Source organism: Streptomyces sp. SAI-170 (assembly GCF_049739565.1).
GTDB lineage: Bacteria > Actinomycetota > Actinomycetes > Streptomycetales > Streptomycetaceae > Streptomyces.
On sequence record NZ_JBMGQD010000001.1, the window covers coordinates 5,400,814 to 5,418,557 of the forward strand.

The 17,744-nt window shown below is 71.2% G+C and carries 16 protein-coding genes; 8 read left to right on the top strand and 8 right to left on the bottom strand.

The window, feature by feature from the left end; translation table 11 throughout:
* Window position 1 precedes the first annotated feature (1 nt).
* The gene (gene aroA / locus RKD23_RS24190; RefSeq protein ID WP_424855565.1) at window positions 2–1,243 is read left to right on the top strand and encodes a 3-phosphoshikimate 1-carboxyvinyltransferase; all 1,242 of its coding nucleotides are present in this window, start codon (window positions 2–4) and stop codon (window positions 1,241–1,243) included.
* Entirely contained in the window at window positions 1,240–1,875 is a 636-nt protein-coding gene (locus tag RKD23_RS24195; protein ID WP_424855566.1) for a GNAT family N-acetyltransferase, read from the top strand. The genes aroA and RKD23_RS24195 overlap by 4 nt, the downstream gene beginning before the upstream one ends.
* Here RKD23_RS24195 and RKD23_RS24200 read toward each other — a convergent pair.
* The 3 genes from RKD23_RS24200 to RKD23_RS24210 all read right to left on the bottom strand — a co-directional run bounded on the left by RKD23_RS24200 (window position 1,859) and on the right by RKD23_RS24210 (window position 4,514).
* Window positions 1,859–2,659: a sugar phosphate isomerase/epimerase family protein gene (locus RKD23_RS24200; protein ID WP_424855567.1), complete on the bottom strand. Its 801-nt coding sequence runs from the start codon at window positions 2,657–2,659 to the stop codon at window positions 1,859–1,861. The genes RKD23_RS24195 and RKD23_RS24200 overlap by 17 nt on opposite strands.
* A 734-nt stretch (window positions 2,660–3,393) precedes the next feature.
* Window positions 3,394–3,990 carry a dihydrofolate reductase family protein gene (locus tag RKD23_RS24205; protein ID WP_424855568.1) on the bottom strand — a complete coding sequence of 199 codons (597 nt, stop codon included), beginning with the start codon at window positions 3,988–3,990 and terminating at the stop codon, window positions 3,394–3,396.
* Window positions 3,991–4,094: 104 nt separating this feature from the next.
* Window positions 4,095–4,514 carry a nuclear transport factor 2 family protein gene (locus tag RKD23_RS24210; protein ID WP_424855569.1) on the bottom strand — a complete coding sequence of 140 codons (420 nt, stop codon included), beginning with the start codon at window positions 4,512–4,514 and terminating at the stop codon, window positions 4,095–4,097.
* A 99-nt stretch (window positions 4,515–4,613) separates the two neighbouring features.
* Here RKD23_RS24210 and RKD23_RS24215 point away from each other — a divergent pair, with 99 nt between their 5' ends.
* The gene (locus RKD23_RS24215) at window positions 4,614–4,994 is read left to right on the top strand and encodes a VOC family protein (protein WP_424855570.1); all 381 of its coding nucleotides are present in this window, start codon (window positions 4,614–4,616) and stop codon (window positions 4,992–4,994) included.
* A gap of 32 nt (window positions 4,995–5,026) precedes the next feature.
* Here the strand turns inward: RKD23_RS24215 and RKD23_RS24220 are convergent, their stop codons facing one another.
* The gene (locus RKD23_RS24220) at window positions 5,027–6,073 is read right to left on the bottom strand and encodes a LacI family DNA-binding transcriptional regulator (RefSeq protein ID WP_424855571.1); all 1,047 of its coding nucleotides are present in this window, start codon (window positions 6,071–6,073) and stop codon (window positions 5,027–5,029) included.
* A 332-nt stretch (window positions 6,074–6,405) separates the two neighbouring features.
* Here RKD23_RS24220 and RKD23_RS24225 point away from each other — a divergent pair, with 332 nt between their 5' ends.
* Genes RKD23_RS24225 through RKD23_RS24235 form a run of 3 tightly spaced genes read left to right on the top strand, consistent with a single transcriptional unit; the run spans window position 6,406 to window position 9,538 of the window.
* Window positions 6,406–7,557, top strand: coding sequence for a Gfo/Idh/MocA family protein (locus RKD23_RS24225; RefSeq protein WP_424855572.1), 1,152 nt, complete (start codon window positions 6,406–6,408; stop codon window positions 7,555–7,557).
* The gene (locus RKD23_RS24230) at window positions 7,554–8,705 is read left to right on the top strand and encodes a dihydrodipicolinate synthase family protein (protein WP_424855573.1); all 1,152 of its coding nucleotides are present in this window, start codon (window positions 7,554–7,556) and stop codon (window positions 8,703–8,705) included. Before RKD23_RS24225 ends, RKD23_RS24230 begins: the two co-directional genes overlap by 4 nt.
* Before the next feature lie 32 nt (window positions 8,706–8,737).
* Window positions 8,738–9,538 carry a sugar phosphate isomerase/epimerase family protein gene (locus tag RKD23_RS24235; protein ID WP_424855574.1) on the top strand — a complete coding sequence of 267 codons (801 nt, stop codon included), beginning with the start codon at window positions 8,738–8,740 and terminating at the stop codon, window positions 9,536–9,538.
* Window positions 9,539–9,547: 9 nt separating this feature from the next.
* On the opposite strand, the gene RKD23_RS24240 is transcribed toward RKD23_RS24235, so the two are convergent.
* The 4 genes from RKD23_RS24240 to RKD23_RS24255 form a co-directional block, all read right to left on the bottom strand.
* The gene (locus tag RKD23_RS24240; protein ID WP_424855575.1) at window positions 9,548–9,964 is read right to left on the bottom strand and encodes an effector-associated constant component EACC1; all 417 of its coding nucleotides are present in this window, start codon (window positions 9,962–9,964) and stop codon (window positions 9,548–9,550) included.
* 190 nt (window positions 9,965–10,154) lie between these two features.
* Entirely contained in the window at window positions 10,155–11,123 is a 969-nt protein-coding gene (locus RKD23_RS24245) for a helix-turn-helix domain-containing protein (protein ID WP_424855576.1), read from the bottom strand.
* 92 nt (window positions 11,124–11,215) lie between these two features.
* Window positions 11,216–11,842 carry a rhomboid family intramembrane serine protease gene (locus RKD23_RS24250; RefSeq protein ID WP_424855577.1) on the bottom strand — a complete coding sequence of 209 codons (627 nt, stop codon included), beginning with the start codon at window positions 11,840–11,842 and terminating at the stop codon, window positions 11,216–11,218.
* A gap of 153 nt (window positions 11,843–11,995) precedes the next feature.
* The gene (locus RKD23_RS24255; protein WP_424855578.1) at window positions 11,996–12,847 is read right to left on the bottom strand and encodes an MBL fold metallo-hydrolase; all 852 of its coding nucleotides are present in this window, start codon (window positions 12,845–12,847) and stop codon (window positions 11,996–11,998) included.
* Window positions 12,848–13,016: 169 nt separating this feature from the next.
* On the opposite strand from RKD23_RS24255, the gene RKD23_RS24260 reads away from it, so the two are divergent.
* Window positions 13,017–15,287 carry an ATP-dependent RecD-like DNA helicase gene (locus tag RKD23_RS24260; RefSeq protein WP_424855579.1) on the top strand — a complete coding sequence of 757 codons (2,271 nt, stop codon included), beginning with the start codon at window positions 13,017–13,019 and terminating at the stop codon, window positions 15,285–15,287.
* A 229-nt stretch (window positions 15,288–15,516) separates the two neighbouring features.
* Complete coding sequence (locus RKD23_RS24265) at window positions 15,517–16,806, top strand: citrate synthase (protein ID WP_404035940.1); 1,290 nt, start codon at window positions 15,517–15,519, stop codon at window positions 16,804–16,806.
* Window positions 16,807–17,744 lie beyond the last annotated feature (938 nt).

The window sequence follows — 17,744 nt, forward strand, 5'->3', positions numbered from 1 at the left end:
CATGCCCGTAGCCGACATCCCCGGATCCAAGTCCATCACCGCCCGCGCCCTCTTCCTCGCGGCCGCAGCCGACGGCGTCACCACCCTCGTACGGCCCCTGCGCTCCGACGACACCGAGGGCTTCGCCGAGGGACTGGAGCGCCTCGGCCACCGCATCGGCCGCACCCCGGACACCTGGCGGATCGACGGCCGCCCCGAGGGCCCCGCCGTCGAAGAGGCCGACGTCTACTGCCGCGACGGCGCGACCACGGCCCGCTTCCTGCCGACCCTCGCGGCGGCGGGCCACGGCACCTACCGCTTCGACGCCTCCCCCCAGATGCGCCGCCGCCCGCTGGGACCCCTCACCCGCGCCCTGCGCGACCTCGGCGTGGACCTGCGGCACGACGAACGCGAGGGCCACCACCCCCTCACCGTCCGGGCCTGCGGTGTCGAGGGCGGGGACGTGGTCCTGGACGCCGGCCAGTCCAGCCAGTACCTCACCGCGCTGCTCCTGCTGGGCCCCCTGACCCGTACGGGCCTGCGCATCCGGGTCACGGACCTGGTCTCGGTGCCGTACGTCGAGATCACGACGGCGATGATGCGGGCGTTCGGCGCGCGGGTGGAGCGCGACGGGGAGGTGTTCGTGGTGGAGCCCGGCGGCTACCGCGCGACCACCTACGCGATCGAGCCCGACGCGTCGACGGCGAGCTACTTCTTCGCGGCCGCCGCCCTCACCGGCGGCGAGGTCACCGTCCCCGGCCTGGGCAAGGACGCACTCCAGGGCGACCTGCGGTTCGTGGAGGTGCTGGCGCGAATGGGCGCCGAGGTGGAGGTCGGCCCCGACACGACACGAGTGCGCGGCACGGGCGAGCTGCGCGGCATCACCGTCAACATGCGGGACATCTCCGACACCATGCCCACCCTGGCCGCCCTCGCCCCCTACGCCACCGGCCCGGTCCGCATCGAGGACGTCGCCAACACCCGGGTGAAGGAGTGCGACCGGCTGGAGGCCTGCGCGGAGAACCTGCGCCGGCTCGGCGCCGAGGTCGTGACGGGCGAGGACTGGATCGAGGTGCGGCCGGCCGCGCGGCTGCGGCCCGGCACGGAGATCAGGACGTACGGCGACCACCGCATGGTGATGTCCTTCGCGGTGACGGGCCTGCGCACCCCCGGAATCTCGTTCGACGACCCGGGGTGCGTCCGCAAGACTTTCCCCGACTTCCACGAGGCGTTCGCGGAGCTGACGAGGGGTTTGGGGCAATGACGTTCAAGCTGGAGGGGCCGGTCCTGGAGGGCGAGTCGGTCCGCCTGGAGCCGCTGAGCCCCGAGCACGCGGCGGACCTGGCGCGGGCGGCCGAGGAGGACCGCTCCGGCTACTCCTTCACCTGGGTGCCGAGGGCCGAGGAGGTCGACGCGTACATAGCCGAGCAGCTGGCCCGCGCGGCGACGGGCCGCCTCGCCCCGTACGCCCAGATCTCCCTGGAGTCCGGCCGGGCCGTGGGCGCGACAGCCTACTGGGAGCCCCGCTGCTGGCTCTCCGACGACCACCTGGACGCCGTCGAGGTCGGCTTCACCTGGCTCGCCGCCTCCGCCCAGGGCACCGGCCTCAACACCGAGTCCAAGCTGCTGCTCTTCCGCCACGCCTTCGAGGTCTGGCAGGTCTCCCGGGTCGACCTCAAGACCGACGCCCGCAACGCCCGCTCCCGCGCCGCCATCGCCAAGACCGGCGCCCGCTTCGAGGGCGTCCTGCGCAACTGGTCCCGCTCCTGGGCCCCCGGGGAGAGCGGCCTGCGCGACTCGGCGATCTTCTCCGTCACCGCGCAGGAGTGGCCGCACTGCCGAGGGCTCATGGAGGCTCGGCTGGCGAACGGGCGCCGGCCTACGCCGAGTCGTTGAGCAGCCGGAGCAGGTGGTCGTGGCCCCTGCGCAGGAGGCCGGGGAGCGGGCGGGCGCTGTCGTACCAGCGCTTCTCGTACTCCCAGCACAGCCAGCCGTCCCAGCCGTGCCGGGACAGCACGTCCACGCACTCGGTGAGCGGCAGGACACCCGCGCCGAGCGCGAGCGGCGTGGTGTCCTCGGCGGACGCGATGTCCTTGACCTGGACATAGCCGAGGTAGGGGCCGAGCGCGGCCAGCGTCTCGGAGGGCTGCTCCCCGCCCAGCCAGGTGTGCATCACGTCCCACAGCGCACCCACCTGCCGGTGCCCGACCAGCCCCAGGATCCGCAGGGCGGCCGCGCCGGTGCGGTGCGAGTCATGCGTCTCCAGCAGGATGCGTACGCCCGCGTCGGCGGCATGCTCCGCGGCCGTGCCCAGCCGCCGCGCGGCCGTCGCGTCCGCGTCCGCGGCGGGCTGCTCGGCATCGGCGCCCGGGAAGACCCGGATGTACGGGGCACCGAGGTCATGGGCCAGATCCACCAGCCCCCGCAGCTCGTCGATCACCGGCTCGTCGGGGCCGGGCGTCGCCACCCGCGCGTACCCCGCGACACACAGCGGCTCGATCCCGGCCTCCTTGAACCTCGCGGCCGCCTCCGCCCGTTCGGCCGCCCCGATCCCCGGATGAACCGGTTCCTCCGGATGCGCACGCACCTCCACCCCGTGAAAGCCGTGCTCGGACGCGAGCCGCAGGACATCGGGCAGAGGCATACCCGGTACACCGAGAGTGGAGAACGCCAGCTTCATGCTCAACGACCTTACTGGCGCGGGGGCCTCGAGGGGATGTCCTGCACGGCGTGACCCGAACCTGGCGTGGCCGGGCCTTGGCCGACGCGGCCGACTCCGGGCTCGACGCCTTCCGGCTTCGGCCCGCGGGGTCGTGTCCTGGCCGGGGCATTCGGCTTCGGCCCGCGGGTCGGCTTGGGGCCGCGCGTCATTCGGTCTCGATCCGCGGGTCGTCCTCGGGTCTGGCGTCGTTCGCCTTGGCCCGCGGGGTCATGTCCTGGCGGGGGGCATTCGGCTTCGGCCCGCGGCCTCGTCTTACGGCCTGGTGTCGGGCTGGACGTCACTCCGGGCCCGGCCTTGCTCCGCCTCCGCCCGCAGGGTCGAACCCGCATCTGGCGTCGTACGGCCTCGCCCGCGGGGTCGTCTCCGGGCCGGGGCCATTCGGCTTCGGCCCTTGCGGTCGGCTCCGCACCTGGCGTCGTTCGGCCGCGGCCCGCTCGGTCGTCTTACGGCCTGGTGTCGGGCCGGGCGTCACTCCGGGCCCGGCCTCGCTCCGCCTCCGCCCGCACGGTCGAACCCGCACCTGGCGTCGTGCGGCCCCGCCCGCGGGGTCGTCTTCGGGCCGAGGGCCGTTCGGCTTCGGCCGGTACGGCCCGACCTGGGCCGGGCCTATTCCGCCTCGGCCCCCGTGGTCGGCTCTCGCCGGGCGTCGCTCCGCCTCGGTCCGCAGGGCGGGACCGACCCCGGACCCGGCCTCACTCCGCCTCGGCCCGTCGGTACACGTTCACCAGCGTCCCCGTGTTCGCCCGCTCCGTGGAGACCAGCTCGAAGGGGAACTTGGCGCCGCCCTCGGGGAAGACCGACTTGCCGCCGCCCAGGACCACCGGCATCACGATGAGGCGCAGTTCGTCCGCGAGGCCCTCGGCGATCAGGGTGCGGGCGAGGGTGGGGCTGCCCATCACCAGCAGGTTCCCGCCCTCGGACTCCCGCAGCTTGCGGACCTCCGCGACGGCCCCGGCGCCCGGCAGCAGGGTGGTGTTGTCCCAGGTCAGGTCGGACTCGCCGAGGGTGCCGGAGACGACGTACTTGCGGATCGAGTTCATCCGGTCCGCGAAGGGGTCCCCGGCCCGCTCCGGCCACGCCGCCGCCATGGTCGCCCAGGTACGGCGCCCGAACAGCAGCGCGTCCGCCTCCCGCATGGCCGCGTCGAAGGCGCCGCCGACGACCTCCGGGTCGAAGAACGGGTGCGTCCAGCCGCCGTGCGCGAACCCGCCGTCGGTGTCCTCCTGCGGACCGCCCGGCGCCTGCACGACACCGTCGAGGCTGATGAACTCGCTGATGACGATCCGCATGGTGGTGCTCCTTCAATTCGTACGTATGCCTGGTGCTTCAAGGTCGTTACAGTCATACAGACGGACGCGGCATCGGAAAGTCATCGCACTGGAGGAGAAAAGTTTCAGCGGGTGACCTCCACCCCTGCGGGCGGCTTCCCCTGCGTCCACACCGCCCGCACCGCGACCCGCTCGAACCGCCAGCCCTCCTCGGTGCGGCGCAGGTCGCCCTCCCACCGGCCGCCGACCATGAGGACCGACTCGTCGGCGTGCACATGGGTCATCAGCGCGTTCCAGGAGGCGGAGGCCCGCTCCCCGGTGACCTCGGCCAGCACCCCGGAGGCGATGTGCTGCGTACGGACGTACCGCCCGAGCGCCACCTCGGTGTCCTGCACGGCCGCGTCGCCCGTGCTGGTGCCGAGCGGCGTCTCCATGCGGGCGTCCTCGGCGACGTAGGGCCGCATCCAGCCGGGCGTGAAGTCGCGGGCGTCCAGGGCGCGGAAGAGGCGGTGGACCAGGGTCTCGATCTCTGCGTGCGTGTTCATGCACCCCACCCTCGTCCCTCAAGCGGACTTGAGGTCAAGGGGGTTCCGCGGGCGCAATTCCCTTGCACCGTGAACGCCGGACATGGTCCGGTGTCCGCCATGACCTCACTCATCCGCCACATCACCGTGGACTGCGCCGACCCCTACGCCCTCGCCCAGTGGTGGGCCCAGGCCCTCGACGGCAAGCTCGGCGAGGACGACTTCCCGGGCGACCCGGAGGCCCTGGTGAGCACCCCGGGCGGCGACGTGCTCTTCATCCGCGTCGACGACCCCAAGTCCGTGAAGAACCGCGTCCACTTCGACCTCCAGCCCCAGGACCGCACCCGCGACGAGGAGGTCGACCGCCTCCTCGCCCTCGGCGCCGCCCTCCACGCCGACCACCGCCGCCCCGACGGCACCGGCTGGGTCACCCTGAGCGACCCCGAGGGCAACGAGTTCTGCGTGGAACGCAGCGCGGCGGAGCGAGCGAAGCAGGCGTAAAAGGGGGCTGGCTGCCCCCCCGGGGGCCGTGCTCAGCCCTTCGGCACCCCCGTCGACCCCCGCACCATCAACTCGCCACGCACCGTGGCGATCCCGCCCGGTGGCTGCTCCTCGCGGCCCATCGCGATCCGCCCGGCCCGCGCTCCCGCCTCGGCGAGGGGCAGTCGTACGGTCGTGAGGGACGGCACCGCGTCCACGCTGAACGGCAGGTCGTCGAAGCCGGCGACCGAGACGTCCTCGGGGATGCGCAGCCCCGACTCCCGCAGGGCCGCGCACGCGCCCAGGGCGACGGAGTCGTTCGCGGCCACGACGGCCGTCAGGTCGGGGTCCCTGCGCAGGAGTTCGAGCGTTGCGTCGTAGCCGGACTGGCGGTCGTAGCGGCCGTGGACGGTCCAGCCGGGCCGCTCCTCGATGCCGGCGGCGGCGAGTGCCGCGCGGTGGCCCTCCAGGCGGTGCCGGGTGGTGGTGCGCTCCTCGGGGCCCGCGATGTACCCGAGCCGCCGGTGGCCGAGGCCGATGAGGTGCTCGGTGAGTCGCTGGGCGCCGCCGCGGTTGTCGAAGGCCAGCGCGACGGCGTGCGCGTCGGGAGCCGGCGGCCGCCCGCACAGCACCACCCGCGTGCCGGCGTCCGCCAGCTTGCGCAGCTTCGCCGCGACGGCCGCCGCGTGCGGCTGGTCCTCGACCGCGCCGCCGGTCAGCACCACGGCAGCGGCCCGCTGCCGCTGGAGCAGCGTGAGGTAGGTCAGTTCACGCTCGGGGGAGCCACCGGTGTTGCAGACGACCGCCAGCCGCTCACCGCCCGCCCGCCCTCCCGGGCCGCCGATCTCCGACTGGATCGCGCTCGCCATGATCCCGAAGAACGGGTCGGCGATGTCGTTGACGAGGATGCCGACCAGGTCGGACGTGGCGGCGGCGAGCGAGCTCGCGGGTCCGTTGAGGACGTAGTCCAGCTCGTCGACCGCCTTGAGCACCCGCTCGCGGGTCGAGGCGGCGACGGGATAGTTGCCGTTCAGCACGCGCGACACCGTCGCGGGCGAGACCTGGGCGCGGGCCGCCACGTCCGCCAGGGTCACCGTCATCTCGTAGTCCTCCGGTCGCGCAATTTCGTCGTACCTCGTCGTACACGTGCCCCGCAGGGGCAGCGGTTTCATCCGACCGCACGTTCCCGGCCCCGTCATCGGTTCCGCGGCGATCGTCGCCGGTTCGGTATCGGGCCCATGGACCGGCGTGGTCAGCGCGGTGCCGTCGTACGACCGTCACCCCGTCGTTCGCCCCCTCGAACAACTCGAGGTGACCCGCGGCCTTGTCCGGCCGCTGATCAGAGGCTAGCTTCTTTCTGCATAGAAAGCGCTTGCTGTACTGCTGACCCGGCACGGCCCGGCAGTCGTACGACGCCAACGAAGGGAACGACGTGACACGCAAGACGGTGCGTATCGCCATGAACGGCGTGACCGGGCGCATGGGCTACCGCCAGCACCTGGTCCGCTCCATCCTGGCCATCCGCGACCAGGGCGGGCTCGACCTCGGCGACGGCACCGTGCTGTGGCCCGAGCCGGTCCTCGTCGGCCGACGCGAGCACGCGCTCACCGCGCTCGCCGAGCGGCACGGCCTGCAGTACTGGGCGACCGACCTGGACGCGGTCCTCGCCGACGACAGCGTCGAGATCTACTTCGACGCCCAGGTCACCTCCGCCCGCGAGGAGGCCATCAAGAAGGCCATCGGTGCCGGAAAGCACATCTACACCGAGAAGCCGACGGCGACCGGCCTGGAGGGTGCCCTGGAGCTGGCCCGACTGGCCGAGGCCGCGGGCGTGAAGCACGGCGTCGTCCAGGACAAGCTCTTCCTGCCCGGCCTGCTCAAGCTGAAGCGGCTCATCGACGGCGGCTTCTTCGGCCGGATCCTGTCCGTGCGCGGCGAGTTCGGCTACTGGGTCTTCGAGGGCGACTGGCAGGAGGCCCAGCGCCCGAGCTGGAACTACCGCTCCGAGGACGGCGGCGGCATCGTCGTCGACATGTTCCCGCACTGGGAGTACGTCCTGCACGAGCTGTTCGGCCGCGTCACCTCCGTCCAGGCCCTCACCGCCACCCACATCCCGCAGCGCTGGGACGAGGAGGGCAAGCCCTACGACGCCACGGCCGACGACGCCGCCTACGGCATCTTCGAGCTCGAGGGCGGCGCCATCGCCCAGATCAACTCCTCCTGGGCCGTCCGCGTCAACCGCGACGAACTCGTCGAATTCCAGGTCGACGGCACCGAGGGCTCCGCGGTCGCCGGCCTGCGCAACTGCCGTGTCCAGCACCGCAGCGCCACCCCCAAGCCGGTCTGGAACCCCGACATCCCCGCCACCGAGGTCTTCCGCGACCAGTGGCAGGAGGTCCCGGACAACGCCGAGTTCGACAACGGCTTCAAGGCCCAGTGGGAGCTCTTCCTCAGGCACGTCTACACCGACGCGCCCTACCACTGGGACCTGCTGGCCGGCGCCCGCGGCGTCCAGCTCGCCGAACTCGGCCTGCAGTCCTCGGCCGAGGGCCGCCGCCTCGACGTCCCGGAGATCGCCCTGTGAGCATCCGACTCCCCGACGGCCGAGGCGGCCTGCGCACCTACGAGCCGCGCAGCGAGCCCCTGACCGTGCACACCGGCGCGCCCCTGACCTCCCGTACGGTCTTCTCGGCGGCCCATGTCGTCGCCGACCCGTACGCGGACACGACCCCCGACTCGCCCGCCGCCGTCGACTGGGACGCCACCCTCGCCTTCCGCCGCCACCTGTGGTCCCACGGGCTGGGTGTCGCCGAGGCCATGGACACCGCCCAGCGCGGCATGGGCCTGGACTGGGCGGGCGCGGCCGAACTGATCCGCCGCAGCGCCGCCGAGGCGCGCAGCGTCGGCGGCCGGATCGCCTGCGGGGTCGGTACCGACCAGATCGCGGGCGGTTCCCTCGCCGAGATCCGTTCCGCCTACGAGGAGCAGCTCGCGGTCGTCGAGGAGAGCGGGGCCCAGGCCATCCTCATGGCCTCCCGCGCCCTGGCCGCGACGGCGCAGGGCCCCGAGGACTACCTGGAGATCTACGGCCACCTCCTGCGCCAGGCCGCCGAGCCGGTGGTCCTGCACTGGCTGGGCCCGATGTTCGACCCGGCGCTGGAGGGCTACTGGGGTTCGTCGGACCTGGACGCGGCGACGGAGGTGTTCCTGGAGGTCATCGCCGCGCACCCGGACAAGGTCGACGGCATCAAGGTCTCCCTGCTCGACGCGCAGCGCGAGATCGACCTGCGCCGGCGCCTCCCGCACGGCGTGCGCTGCTACACCGGCGACGACTTCAACTACCCCGAGCTGATCGCCGGCGACGACCAGGGCTTCAGCCACGCCCTGCTCGGCATCTTCGACCCGCTGGGCCCGCTCGCGGCGGAGGCGGTGCGGGTCCTGGACACAGGGGATGTGCGCGGCTTCCGCGAACTGCTCGACCCGACCGTCGAGTTGTCCCGCCACCTCTTCCAGGCGCCCACCCGCTTCTACAAGACGGGCGTGGTCTTCCTGGCCTGGCTGGCCGGCCACCAGTCCCACTTCACCATGGTCGGCGGCCTGCAGTCGGCCCGCTCCCTCCCGCACTTCGCCCGCGCCTACGAACTCGCCGACGGACTGGGCCTGTTCCCCGACCCGAAGCTGGCGGAGGAGCGGATGAGGAGCCTGCTCGCGGTGTACGGGGTGGACCAGTGAGCAACGGCCTTCGGCGCTTCAGCATCAACCAGATGACGGTCAAGCAGCTGTCTCTGCCCGAACTGGTCAGCGCATGCGGGGAGTTGGGCATCGCCCAGGTGGGTCTGTGGCGCGAGCCGGTCCAGGAGTACGGCCTGGAGGCGGCGGCGAAACTGGTCCGGGACGCGGGCCTGACGGTCACGACCCTGTGCAGGGGCGGCTTCCTGACGGCGATCGAGCCGGCAGCGCGTGCACAGGCCCTGGACGACAACCGCAGGGCGGTCGACGAGGCGGCGACGCTGGGCACGGACACCCTGGTCCTGGTGTCCGGGGGCCTGCCCGCCGGCTCGAAGGACCTGCACGGGGCCCGGGAGCGGATCGCCGACGCGCTGGGCGAGTTGGCGCCGTACGCGCAGGACCGTGGCGTACGCCTCGCCATCGAGCCGCTGCACCCCATGTACGCGGCCGACCGCTGTGTGGTCTCCACCCTCGCCCAGGCCCTCGACCTGGCGGAGAGGTTCCCCGCGCACCAGGTGGGCGTGACCGTGGACACGTACCACATCTGGTGGGACGACCAGGCGCCCGCGCAGATCGCACGCGCCGGGGCGTCCGGCCGTATCCACACCTTCCAGCTCGCCGACTGGACGACCCCGCTGCCGGAGGGCGTGCTCACCGGGCGCGGCCAGATCGGCGACGGCTCGATCGACATGCGCGAGTGGCTCGGCCACGTGGAGGCGGCCGGGTACACGGGCGCGATCGAGGTCGAGCTGTTCAACGACGGCCTGTGGGCGAGGGACGGACGGGAGGTGCTGGAGGAGACGGCGAGCAGGTTCGTGACCCATGTGACGGGCTGAGCGGAGCTCTCAGCGCACGCGGTCGCCCCCGTCGCTCTCCTGGCTCTCGCGGGCGGCGGCCGCGTCCAGGACCGTGCCGAGGTCGCGGACGAAGGCCGCCCGCTCCAGGAAGGTGAACCGGCGCACGATCGCCGAGGTGAGCACGATCCGCGTGCCGTCGGCCCGGGTCAGGGACACCGCGCAGTCGCGGCGCGCCGCGAGCCAGGCGACCAGGCTGCCGGCGAACGCCTCGGTGACAGCGCCGGGTTCGAGCACCGCGAGCAGCACCTGCGGACGCGCCTCGGCCGAGCCCGGCGGCAGGACCAGGGAGGTGTCGGCGCGGACCCGCCCGCGCAGGGCCGGTTCGGTCGCCAGTCTGCGCCACAGCTCATGGACGCCGGTTCCGGCGACCCGGCTCTCCACGGTGATCCCCACACGCATGTCCATCACCCCGTACGGTGGTGTGCGGCGACCACGGCTGCGTCCGCGGGCACCGCACACCGGCTTCCCCCGGCTTCCCCCTGCTTCTCCCCGACGGGACGAAGCGGTGCGGAGAAAAAGCATGGCCACGCCGGGCGGCGGAATTCATTGGCCAAGAGTGCACGGATCTTGGCGATTTCTGCACGTTCCTGTGCTCTCACGTGTGATGCCGGTAATCCCTGGGCGACATGCCGTACGCCCGCCGGAACTGCCGGCTGGACGCGGCCGGGTCCCGGAACCCCCACCGCGCGGCCAGCGCCGCGATCGGCCGCGACCGCAGCCCGGGGTCGGCGAGGTCCCGCCGGCAGTGCTCCAGCCGCCGGTGCCGTATCCACGCCGCCGGGGTGGCCCCCTCCTCGGCGAACAGCTGGTGCAGATGCCGTACGGACACCCCGTGCGCGGCGGCGACACTGGCGGGCGACAGCGCGGGGTCGCCGAGGTTGCGGTCGATGAAGTCCAACGCCCTGGTGTGCAGGGCCCGTCGCCGCGACTCGGGACTCATCGCGTCCTCGGCGTCGAGGGCCTGCCCCAGCACGGAGGTGAGCAGATCAGTGGTCACGCCCCCGAGCGTGACGGCGTCGGAGGGGGCGAACTCGTACGACCGGGAGGCGACTTCGGCGAGCCAGCGGTACAACACACCGCCGATGCCGTGCCCGAGGGGAAGGGGCACGGCTAAGACTTGGCGGAGGGTGCGGGGCGGCAGCGGCAGCAGCGCATGCGGAACGGTGACGACGACGCAGGTTCCATTCACCTCGGGCCCCGGCGGAAGGTGCCGGGCCTCGTACGGCAGGCTGCTGTCGACGATGACGAGGTCGCCCGGGCCGAACAGGTCCTGCCGCCCGTTGTGCGCGAGCCCGCCCTTCCCCGTGAACTGGCAGTTGATCTGGTACACCTCGGGGTCGAACCGCCGTATCGCCCGGGGCGTCCGCACCGACTCCAGCTGCGGGAACGACAGATCGGCCACCTGTACGTCCCCGAGCGCGAGCACCCGCATCACGGCCCGGAAGTCCTCGTCCTGCTCACTCCTGAGCAGGTTCGGCAGATGCGTCCGCGCAGCGATGTCCTGCCACAACTCCCACCGCTCCCCGGCGGCCACGACCTCGGTCCGGTATTCCTTCACCAGCATGGCCACGCCCCCACGCCCCCAACGCGTCCCGCACGGCTACTGCTTGAGAGCGCAACATCCTAGGGAGAGGCGGCGTGAATCGACCCCGTGGGTCAGGGGGTTGCCGGTCTGCCGACCGGCTCGTCCGTCCGCTGGAGCAGGGTGAGCCCCGTTCCCAGGGCGGCGCCGACCAGGAGGCCCACACCGTGGTTGTCGGCGAGCAGGCACAGCACGGTGCCGGCGGCGGGCACGAGCAGGGCCAGGCGACGCACGCCGGGGACAGAGCCGCGCAGCGCGTATCCGGCGGCCAGCGCACCGACCAGAGCACAGACGGCCACGGAATTACCCGCTCCGTGCGGACTCCAGCCCGCCGCGCTCACGACCTGTGCCGCTACGCCGCCGGTGACGTAGACCCCCAGCATGCGCACGGTGCCGAACAGCCACTCGGCGACCGGGGCGACGGCGATGAGCGCGGCCAGATTGAAGACGATCTGGAACCACCCCGAGGACTGCACCAGCAAAGCGGTCAGCACCCGCCACCACGCACCATCCGGCACGCGCTCCAGGCGCCCGACCATGGCGGGGAAGGCGCTCTGCGCGACAGCGAAAGCCGTCATCAACGCCACCAGGGCTGCCGCGCCCACGGGGAACGGCCGCCGCCAGGCCCCGAGCGGCACCAGCGGGCCGCCCGCCGCCCGCCCCGGCCCGATCACCGCCGCCAGGATCTGAGTCCCGGGCATGACGACAGCCGCTGCACAGCCATAAAGGAGCACGGTTCGCACAGTCATGATCCACAGCCTGCCAGGCCCGGGAGAGCGCGGGCATGGCCAGGGTGGGCCCGCTTTCTTGGCAAGGTGGGGCCGCCCGACAACGCCTCTCGGCCACGAGGTCCGTCACGTGGCCGACGGCCGTGGCTGTTCGGGCGGGACCGAGGTCTCGGCCATCTCCATCCACCGGTCGAGGTCGGCCTGGGTGAACTCCGTCCAGGCCGGAACCCCGGGCAGTTTGCGCAGAAGATCGAAGGCCGCCGCGACGCGTGATCCGTGCAGCACAGGTGTGTGGCAGCCGGCGACGACCTCGGCGCCCAGCCGCTGGAAGTCGTCCACCACCGCCCGGAACTTCTGGTCGTCCAGCAACGCCACCCAGGGAGAGACCAGCCGCCCGCCGAAGTACTGCCCGTCGCGGAACTCCTCGTCGGACAGGCCGGCGACGTCGGGCAGGGGAGCGGGCACGTTCGTCGCGAAGGTGTCCACCGCCCACAGGACCCTCGTCTTCGAGTCGAAGAGGGAGCGGGTCGTCGGGTTGTCGTACAGCGGCGGCCGTTTGGCCACCAGGGTGCGGTCACCGATGTCCACCGTGTCGCCGTCGATCATGAAACGGCACCGGTTGACCGGTGTCTCCCACTCCTCCGCCATCCGCCCGATCGAGAACCAGGTCGTCAGCAGGGTCGCGTTCGGGCATTCGGCGAGGACGGCCAGCAGGTTGCCCGCGTGGTCACGGTCGTCGTGGGTGAGGAAGATCCACCGCACGTCCAGCGGGTCCACCACGGACCAGGCGGCCTCCAGCCACTGGGATCGAACCGCCGGCGCCCCCGTGTCCACGAGCACCGGTTCGGCTCCCCGGATCACCATCGAGTTCATCGGGAAGTGGCCGACCGGCGGAGCCTCCAGGGCCCACGGGATGACGAACGTCTCCTCGGCGACTCTGTACGGCTGCAGAAGTTCGAAGGTGTCCGTAGTAGTCATCGCCGCGCTCCTTGGAATGGCCTCCGGCGGCTGTGCCTGTTCATCCAGTCCAGCCCCATGCCACGCCCGCGTCAAACGCGGGACGGCCCCTTTGTTCAAGGCTTGCGCCGAGGCGATCGAAATCGACACCCGCCCCCGGACTGTCACACCCCACCGCTACCGTCGACCCATGCCCCACGGAACGGCGAACCCCACCGGCGAGCGGCGTATGGCCGTGCTCGAAGGCGTGCTGGAGAGGATCACGTACGCCAACGAGGACAACGGCTACACGGTCGCGCGGGTGGACACCGGCAGAGGCGCCGGTGATCTGCTGACGGTCGTCGGGGCGCTGCTCGGTGCCCAGGTGGGGGAGTCTCTCCGGATGGAGGGGCGCTGGGGATCGCACCCTCAGTACGGCAAGCAGTTCACCGTCGAGAACTACACCACCCTGCTGCCGGCCACGGTGCAGGGCATCCGGCGGTATCTGGGGTCGGGGCTGGTGAAGGGCATCGGGCCGGTCTTCGCGGACCGGATCACGCAGCACTTCGGGCTGGACACGCTGCGGATCATCGAGGAGGAGCCCAAGCGGCTCATCGAGGTCCCCGGGCTCGGACCCAAGCGGACGAAGAAGATCGCGGACGCCTGGGAGGAGCAGAAGGCGATCAAAGAGGTGATGGTCTTCCTCCAGACCGTCGGCGTCTCCACCTCCATCGCCGTCCGCATCTACAAGAAGTACGGGGACGCCTCCATCTCCGTCGTGAAGAACCAGCCCTACCGCCTCGCCGCCGACGTCTGGGGCATCGGCTTCCTCACCGCCGACAAGATCGCCCAGTCCGTCGGCATCCCGCACGACAGCCCCGAGCGGGTCAAGGCGGGCTTGCAGTACGCGCTGTCGCAGTCCACCGACCAAGGGCACTGCTTCCTTCCCGAGGAACGGCTCATCGCGGACGCCGTGAAGCTGCTCCAGGTCGACACGGGCCTCGTCATCGAGTGCCTCGCCGAGCTGGCCGAGCCGGACGAGGAGAGCGGCGAACCGGGCGTCGTACGAGAGAAAGTGCCCGGGCCTGATTCATCGTCCGACGAGCCCGTCACCGCGATCTACCTCGTCCCCTTCCACCGCGCCGAACTGTCCCTGTCCGGCCGGCTCCTCCAGCTCCTGCGCACCGAGCAGGACCGGATGCCCGGTTTCCGCGAGGTCGACTGGGGCAAGGCCCTCGGCTGGCTGAAGGCCCGCACCGGGGCCGAGCTGGCTCCCGAGCAGGAGGCCGCCGTCAAGCTGGCGTTGACCGAGAAGGTCGCCGTCCTCACCGGTGGGCCGGGCTGTGGCAAGTCCTTCACCGTCCGGTCGATCGTGGAGCTGGCCCGCGCCAAGCAGGCGAAGGTGCTGCTGGCCGCTCCCACCGGGCGTGCCGCCAAGCGGCTGGCCGAGCTGACCGGGGCCGAGGCCTCCACCGTGCACCGGCTCCTGGAACTCAAGCCCGGCGGGGACGCGGCGTACGACAAGGACCGGCCCCTCGACGCCGACCTGGTCGTCGTCGACGAGGCGTCCATGCTGGACCTGCTGCTCGCCAACAAGCTCGTGAAGGCCGTGCCGCCCGGGGCGCACCTGCTCTTCGTCGGGGACGTGGACCAGTTGCCCAGCGTCGGGGCGGGGGAGGTGCTGCGGGACCTCCTCGTAGACGGCAGCCCGGTGCCCGCCGTGCGGCTCACGCGGGTGTTCCGGCAGGCGCAGCAGTCCGGCGTGGTCACCAACGCGCACCGGATCAACGCCGGGCAGCATCCGCTCACCGACGGCATGAAGGACTTCTTCCTCTTCGTGGAGGACGACACCGAGGAGGCCGGCCGGCTCACCGTCGATGTCGCGGCCCGGCGGATTCCGGCCCGGTTCGGGCTCGACCCGCGCCGGGACGTGCAGGTGCTGGCGCCGATGCACCGGGGACCGGCGGGCGCGGGCACGCTCAACGGCCTGTTGCAGCAGGCCATCACGCCGGGGCGGCCGGACGTGCCCGAGAAGCGGTTCGGCGGGCGGGTCTTCCGCGTGGGGGACAAGGTCACCCAGGTCCGCAACAATTACGACAAGGGGAGGAACGGTGTCTTCAACGGCACCGTGGGCGTGGTCACCTCGCTCGACCCGGTCGACCAGCGGCTCACGGTGCTGACGGACGAGGACGAGGAGGTGCCGTACGAATTCGACGAGCTGGACGAACTGGCGCACGCCTACGCGGTGACCATTCACCGCTCGCAGGGAAGTGAATATCCAGCGGTCGTGATCCCCGTCACGACCGGTGCGTGGATGATGCTCCAGCGGAACCTGCTGTACACGGCGGTCACCCGGGCGAAACGGCTGGTCGTCCTCGTCGGTTCGCGCAGAGCCATCGGCCAGGCGGTGCGCACGGTGTCGGCGGGCCGGCGCTGCACAGCGCTGGACTTCCGCCTCACAGGCGGCCGAACCGGCGGTTGAGCGCGCTTCATACTCCTTGCGACGAAAAATGATCGATCAAACGAGTCGCAAAGGTCACAGAGCACTTCCCGTGGCCCGGTGGAGGGGGCAGGATGGGCAAGTTGGCGGCACTGAGTGCCGCCGATAAGCCCAATGGTCGACCCCGAGTGCACTCTCCTGAGCCAAATGGGGGATGGTAGAGACAGTCAGGGCACCTCGAAGATGAGGCACTACGTCGGTGAGGGAAGACGTGAGCGACAACTCTGTAGTACTGCGGTACGACGGCAGCGAGTACACCTACCCGGTGATCGACAGCACCGTCGGGGACAAGGGCTTCGACATCGGGAAGCTGCGCGCCCAGACCGGTCTCGTGACCCTGGACAGCGGGTACGGCAACACCGCCGCTTATAAATCCGCCATCACCTATCTCGACGGCGAGGCGGGGATTCTTCGCTACCGCGGCTACCCGATCGAGCAGCTCGCCGAGCGCTCCACCTTCCTGGAGGTGGCGTACCTGCTGATCAACGGCGAGCTGCCGACCGTCGACCAGCTCACCGCGTTCAAGAGCGAGATCACGCAGCACACCCTGCTGCACGAGGACGTCAAGAACTTCTACCGCGGCTTCCCGCGTGACGCCCACCCGATGGCGATGCTGTCCTCGGTGGTCTCGGCGCTGTCCACCTTCTACCAGGACAGCCACAACCCGTTCGACGAGAAGCAGCGGAACCTCTCCACGATCCGCCTTCTCGCCAAGCTTCCGACGATCGCGGCCTACGCCTACAAGAAGTCGGTGGGCCACCCGTTCGTCTACCCGCGCAACGACCTCGGCTACGTCGAGAACTTCCTGCGGATGACCTTCTCGGTGCCGGCGCAGGAGTTCGAGCTCGACCCGGTCGTCGTCGCCGCGCTCGACAAGCTGCTGATCCTGCACGCGGACCACGAGCAGAACTGTTCGACGTCGACGGTCCGTCTGGTCGGCTCGTCGCAGGCGAACATGTTCGCGTCGATCTCCGCCGGTATCTCCGCGCTCTGGGGCCCGCTGCACGGCGGCGCCAACCAGTCCGTCCTGGAGATGCTGGAGGGCATCCAGGCCTCCGGCGGCGACGTCGACTCCTTCATCCGCAAGGTGAAGAACAAGGAGGACGGCGTCCGTCTGATGGGCTTCGGCCACCGGGTCTACAAGAACTTCGACCCGCGCGCGAAGATCATCAAGGCCGCCGCGCACGACGTCCTCTCCGCCCTCGGCAAGTCCGACGAGCTGCTGGACATCGCCCTGAAGCTGGAGGAGCACGCGCTCGCCGACGACTACTTCGTCTCGCGCAACCTCTACCCGAACGTCGACTTCTACACCGGCCTCATCTACCGGGCCATGGGCTTCCCGACCGAGATGTTCACGGTCCTGTTCGCCCTCGGCCGCCTCCCGGGCTGGATCGCCCAGTGGCACGAGATGATCAAGGAGCCGGGCTCCCGCATCGGCCGCCCGCGCCAGATCTACACGGGTGTCGTCGAGCGCGACTTCGTCCCGGTCGAGGAGCGCTGACACCTCCGGTGAGGGGCGTCGCTTTCCTGGCGCCCCGCCGCTGAGGGTGTGTGTCCGCCCTCGGGTCGAGTCCTACGGCATCGACGCGTGGTGGCTCCAAGGCGCTGCCGGGGGTCCGGGGGTTGTCCCCCGGGTCAGCACAGCACGGGTGTCGTCGAGCGCGACTTCGTCCCGGTCGAGGAGCGCTGACACCTCCGGTGAGGGGCGTCGCTTTCCTGGCGCCCCGCCGCTGAGGGTGTGTGTCCGCCCTCGGGTCGAGTCCTACGGCATCGACGCGTGGTGGCTCCAAGGCGCTGCCGGGGGTCCGGGGGTTGTCCCCCGGGTCAGCACAGCACGGGTGTCGTCGAGCGCGACTTCGTCCCGGTCGAGGAGCGCTGACCCTCACTTCGGAGGACTCGCACCTGATCAGGCCCCGCCCCGTTCCGATGGGTGCGGGGCCTCGTCGTAGGCGGACAAAGTCGTAGGCGGCAAAGAAGAAGGCGCCCCGGTGCGTCGGTCCCCCCACGGGCCGACGACCAGGGCGCCTTCCCATGTCCCGGTGCGGATTCCCCCCACGGGATCCGGCCGGGCGCTTGTGAGGACACAGCGCCTGAATCGCTGTCGAGCGGCAGGGGCAGGAAAACTGCCCGCGCCGCTCCAAAAAGGGGCTGCGGTCTGCCGGGACAACGCACGCTGGGAGGGCCGCTCAAAGCTTCCCGCGTGCGTGCCCCGGCAACGCAAACTCTGAGGCAGTCCCCCAAGACAACCTCAGACGTCGGTCAGCGCCCCCCAAGACGCCTTCCGACATCGCCAACTTAGACCTTCGAACCCCTTCGATGGTTACGTTCACATCACTGTGATCTGCGTCTCTTGCAAATGTCCCCTTAGATGAGCAAGAGACATGTTCGGCGAACGATGCCCCAGCGTAAGGAAGATGCGCGAGACTTGTGAAGAGCTTA

What these genes read in the sequence shown, in the direction of transcription:
- aroA (WP_424855565.1), top strand. Translation starts at nt 2, where the DNA reads ATGCCCGTAGCCGACATCCCCGGATCCAAGTCCATCACCGCCCGCGCC.
- RKD23_RS24250 (WP_424855577.1), bottom strand. Translation starts at nt 11,842, where the DNA reads ATGCCCGGGACTCAGATCCTGGCGGCGGTGATCGGGCCGGGGCGGGCG.
- RKD23_RS24220 (WP_424855571.1), bottom strand. Translation starts at nt 6,073, where the DNA reads ATGACGGTGACCCTGGCGGACGTGGCGGCCCGCGCCCAGGTCTCGCCC.
- RKD23_RS24200 (WP_424855567.1), bottom strand. Translation starts at nt 2,659, where the DNA reads ATGAAGCTGGCGTTCTCCACTCTCGGTGTACCGGGTATGCCTCTGCCC.
- RKD23_RS24255 (WP_424855578.1), bottom strand. Translation starts at nt 12,847, where the DNA reads ATGACTACTACGGACACCTTCGAACTTCTGCAGCCGTACAGAGTCGCC.
- RKD23_RS24260 (WP_424855579.1), top strand. Translation starts at nt 13,017, where the DNA reads ATGCCCCACGGAACGGCGAACCCCACCGGCGAGCGGCGTATGGCCGTG.
- RKD23_RS24240 (WP_424855575.1), bottom strand. Translation starts at nt 9,964, where the DNA reads ATGGACATGCGTGTGGGGATCACCGTGGAGAGCCGGGTCGCCGGAACC.
- RKD23_RS24245 (WP_424855576.1), bottom strand. Translation starts at nt 11,123, where the DNA reads ATGCTGGTGAAGGAATACCGGACCGAGGTCGTGGCCGCCGGGGAGCGG.
- RKD23_RS24210 (WP_424855569.1), bottom strand. Translation starts at nt 4,514, where the DNA reads ATGAACACGCACGCAGAGATCGAGACCCTGGTCCACCGCCTCTTCCGC.
- RKD23_RS24215 (WP_424855570.1), top strand. Translation starts at nt 4,614, where the DNA reads ATGACCTCACTCATCCGCCACATCACCGTGGACTGCGCCGACCCCTAC.
- RKD23_RS24235 (WP_424855574.1), top strand. Translation starts at nt 8,738, where the DNA reads ATGACGGTCAAGCAGCTGTCTCTGCCCGAACTGGTCAGCGCATGCGGG.
- RKD23_RS24195 (WP_424855566.1), top strand. Translation starts at nt 1,240, where the DNA reads ATGACGTTCAAGCTGGAGGGGCCGGTCCTGGAGGGCGAGTCGGTCCGC.
- RKD23_RS24205 (WP_424855568.1), bottom strand. Translation starts at nt 3,990, where the DNA reads ATGCGGATCGTCATCAGCGAGTTCATCAGCCTCGACGGTGTCGTGCAG.